Below are 3602 nucleotides of genomic sequence, written 5' to 3' on the forward strand. Positions count from 1 at the left end.
TGTTTTACAAACTTAATTTTACTTAGCATCGTACTTTGTTTATCGACATAGGTACCTACGTATTACACAAGTATTCAAAGTAACCGCTATGGAGTTATAAGTTTACTTTTTCATAGGATAATGTGATTATCATTTTAGGTACAAATTAACAGTTTTCTTTGCTCAATAACGTTATAAAGGGATTTATCTTGAAATTAATTAAAAAAGCGATAGTTATCGGAGTATTAATACTGGTACAAGGGTGTGTTTCTTACGATTTAGTGCACGTTGAAACATATACTTCAGGCCAAAAGCCAGTTAAAGGTACCGCCGTTAAACAAATTAAGTATGGAGATGGCTTTAAATGGGTGGGTGTTATAATTTCGCCAATCATTCCTATTCCTCTTATATTACCTTATGGCCGTGAACGCACCACTACTTGGCTATCTCATAATGGTGCTAGTGTTTACACAGAAATTCAAAAAACAGAAGCCAAAGGGTATGGGTGTATGTTTATAAGCTCAGAAATAAATGGCTGTAGCGATGAAACTACTTGGGGCGCATTAATGATAAATGATATTAAGCTTCACTAACTATTTTGCACCACTCTTTTAAGCTCAGGGCAGTTTAAATTTAAACTACGGTTGATTATGTTGGTTTAAGCATTATATCTATGTTTTCGCTTCTTAATTTATACAAAGGATTACCATGTCTAGCTATAACGAATCGCCAGAGCAAATTGAACAGGCCACTCAAGGCTATGTGATGCAGCAAACTATGTTGCGTATTAAAGATCCCAAACCGTCGCTCGAATTTTATCAAAATGTATTAGGTATGAAGCTGTTAGGTAAGTATGACTTTCCTGAAATGAAGTTTACATTGTACTTTTTAGGCTACGAGCCAGAGCAGCCGCAAGGTGATGATAAAACCAAAGCTAAATGGGTATTTGGTCGACCTGCACTAATTGAGCTTACCCATAACTGGGGTACAGAAGACGACGATAGCTTTGAGGGCTACCACAGCGGTAACCAAGAGCCTAAAGGCTTTGGCCATATTGGCATTAGCGTGCCCGATGTATACGCCGCCAGTGAGCGCTTTGCAAAGTACGATGTAGAATTTGTTAAAAAGCCAGATGATGGCTCAATGAAGGGCTTAGCATTTATAAAAGACCCTGACGGCTACTGGATAGAAATACTCTCACCTGAGGGAATTACTGATATTATTTTTGGTAAATAACCTTAACGCTTAATAAACCGGTTACCACGTACTAAAAAGCCAGCTAATTAGCTGGCTTTTGTGTTTTTAAATAAGGGTTAGCTTATTTACGCAGGGCGTCTATTCGCGCATCTAGCGGTGGGTGAGATGAAAACAGCTCAGCCATCCCTTTACCACTTGCTATACCAAAGGCCATCATTGAGCCTTGTAATTGCGACGGATGATTTTGCTTTAATCGCTCAAGTGCTGAGCGCATTTTGTCTGCACCTACTAATTTAGCTGCGCCACTGTCGGCTGCAAATTCACGCTTACGGCTGTAACTTGCAACCACTATGCTTGCAAGCACACCAAATACAACTTGGAATAACATATCGAATAAAAAGTAAGACCAGCTACTACCGCCCTCTTCTTCATCGCCATTTAAAAAGTTATCAACTATGCCTGCCAGTACTTTTGCGGCAAATATTACAAAGGTATTTACTACGCCTTGTATTAGCGTCAGCGTTACCATGTCGCCATTAGCAACGTGCGATACTTCGTGGGCAAGTACGGCTTCGGCTTGGTCTTGATTCATGTTATGTAATAAACCAGTGCTGACCGCCACCAGCGAGTTGTTTTTACTTGGGCCAGTTGCAAAGGCGTTCATTTCTGGGCTGTCGTAAATTGCTACTTCAGGCATTTTTATACCTGCTTTTTGAGCTTGTGCTGATACAGTTTGTACAAGCCAGTGCTCGGTTTCGTTGCGCGGTTGAGTAATTACCTGTGCGCCTGTTGATTTTTTAGCAATCCACTTAGACATAAATAACGAAATAAACGAGCCACCAAAGCCGAATACAGAGGCTATAAGTAATATTCCGCCAAGGCTACGATGGCTTAAACCCAGCGCGCTCATTATTATTGAAAGCACTACACCTAATACCAACATAACCGCTAGGTTAGTTAATAAAAACAAAAATATACGTTTCATATTGTCCTCACAAAAATAGGTTTGATCACCGAACATAAAATTAAACTAGGTTAAAGCAATCATTACGTGATGACACACTATGTCATCACGTTGAGGCTATTCTGTGACAAACTATGTCATAACGCAAGGGTTATTTGCAGGTTTATTAATAAATTTTTTGGGGAGTTTAAAAAGGGAGTAAAGTGTGGCGTAACGCAATTATAAAACCTCGTTACGCCAATAAAAACAATTAGTTGCTGGTTATTCCGCTACTTGTAATGCAATTATTAATTGTTGCCATATCTGTAGGAAAACCGCGCTCTTTTGCGAGTAATTGTGCAACCTTGGTTATATCTGCATGGTTGTGTTGTTGAAGGTACGTCCACTGGTGATGAGTACGATGCTCATTTATGTGCGCATCGTCGCTTATTAAGCCAAGTTTAGTAAATTCAGCCACTATTTCATCGGCAGCGATTAAGGTAGATGACGCTTTTACATTTTCAGCACGTGCGTAGCTAATATGCGAATATAAGCTAACATCTGCGACGCGCAAGGTGTCGTCTTCTCCAGGGATTTGCTGGCCCCCAAACAAGGCATTGTTTTGCGTGTTGGCGTTTTTAAATGCCGGAACAAACTCGGCTACATAATCAATGGCTTTTTGACTACGTGCTTTTAGTACCTGCTGATCCCACCCATTGTTTATGTAATTTAAGTATTTAGCTGGCAATTGCGGCTGTGCACTTTGCTCGTTGGTATCGGCTAGACCATCGTTAAACAAGGTAATTGAGTTGGTCATACCATGAATTTGATAATAGCCATTAGGATAAGGCGTTAGCTGTGCCATGCCCTCTGGCGTGCCACGATTACCATAAATAATAATTTCTGGAATTTGCCCGCCAGCACCTTGCCAATGCGTAATGTAAGAGGCTTTAAATTCGACCATACGTTTGGCCTCTACGCCTACCATGTCATCTACAATACCGGTTTGAAAGCCACAGGCATTAATAAGGTAGTCTACCTCTAGTGTTTGCGTAGAGTCGCTTTGGTTGTTTTGGTATTCAATTTTCCAGGTTGGCGATTGGTTATTGGCACTGGTTTGCTCAACTTGGCTAACTTGCTTTACCTCTGTGCTGGTAAGTACATTAGCGTGTTCGTACTGGGCAAGCGCAAGTTGGGCGCTGGCCGATAACCTAAATATATTCCACCCGTATTCTTGAGCAACAATTAGCGGGTATTTTACTTTGTTTAAGTTTAAGTGCTTAGCAACGGGGATCATCCACTCATCTAGCGTTCTAGGCTCTGCAACCTGCTCTTCTTTACTCAGCGCTATCATTTGTTCATGGCTATACAGCTGGTAGTAATTGTCGGGCTCGCCAAGTACTTTGTTATTAGGATCTTGCTCAACTAACTCTTTATACGCGTTGGTGATTTTATTTAATCGTGGTAGTAAATCATCGGGTGA

The 3602-nt window shown here is 40.7% G+C and carries 4 protein-coding genes; 2 read left to right on the forward strand and 2 right to left on the reverse strand.

Annotated features, from left to right (window positions below):
- Positions 1-188: 188 nt before the first annotated feature.
- Positions 189-572, forward strand: coding sequence for a hypothetical protein (locus tag B2R65_RS05720; RefSeq protein ID WP_286741562.1), 384 nt, complete (start codon positions 189-191; stop codon positions 570-572).
- A 115-nt stretch (positions 573-687) separates the two neighbouring features.
- Positions 688-1215: a lactoylglutathione lyase gene (gloA, locus tag B2R65_RS05725; protein ID WP_286741564.1), complete on the forward strand. Its 528-nt coding sequence runs from the start codon at positions 688-690 to the stop codon at positions 1213-1215.
- Positions 1216-1297: 82 nt separating this feature from the next.
- On the opposite strand, the gene htpX is transcribed toward gloA, so the two are convergent.
- Entirely contained in the window at positions 1298-2161 is an 864-nt protein-coding gene (htpX, locus tag B2R65_RS05730) for a protease HtpX (RefSeq protein ID WP_024033579.1), read from the reverse strand.
- 229 nt (positions 2162-2390) lie between these two features.
- Positions 2391-3602 (reverse strand): FAD-dependent oxidoreductase (locus B2R65_RS05735; RefSeq protein WP_286741567.1); only part of this gene is annotated, 1212 nt, incomplete at its 5' end.

The sequence above is a fragment of the Pseudoalteromonas sp. UBA2102 genome, assembly GCF_002331165.1.
Classification (GTDB): domain Bacteria; phylum Pseudomonadota; class Gammaproteobacteria; order Enterobacterales; family Alteromonadaceae; genus Pseudoalteromonas; species Pseudoalteromonas atlantica.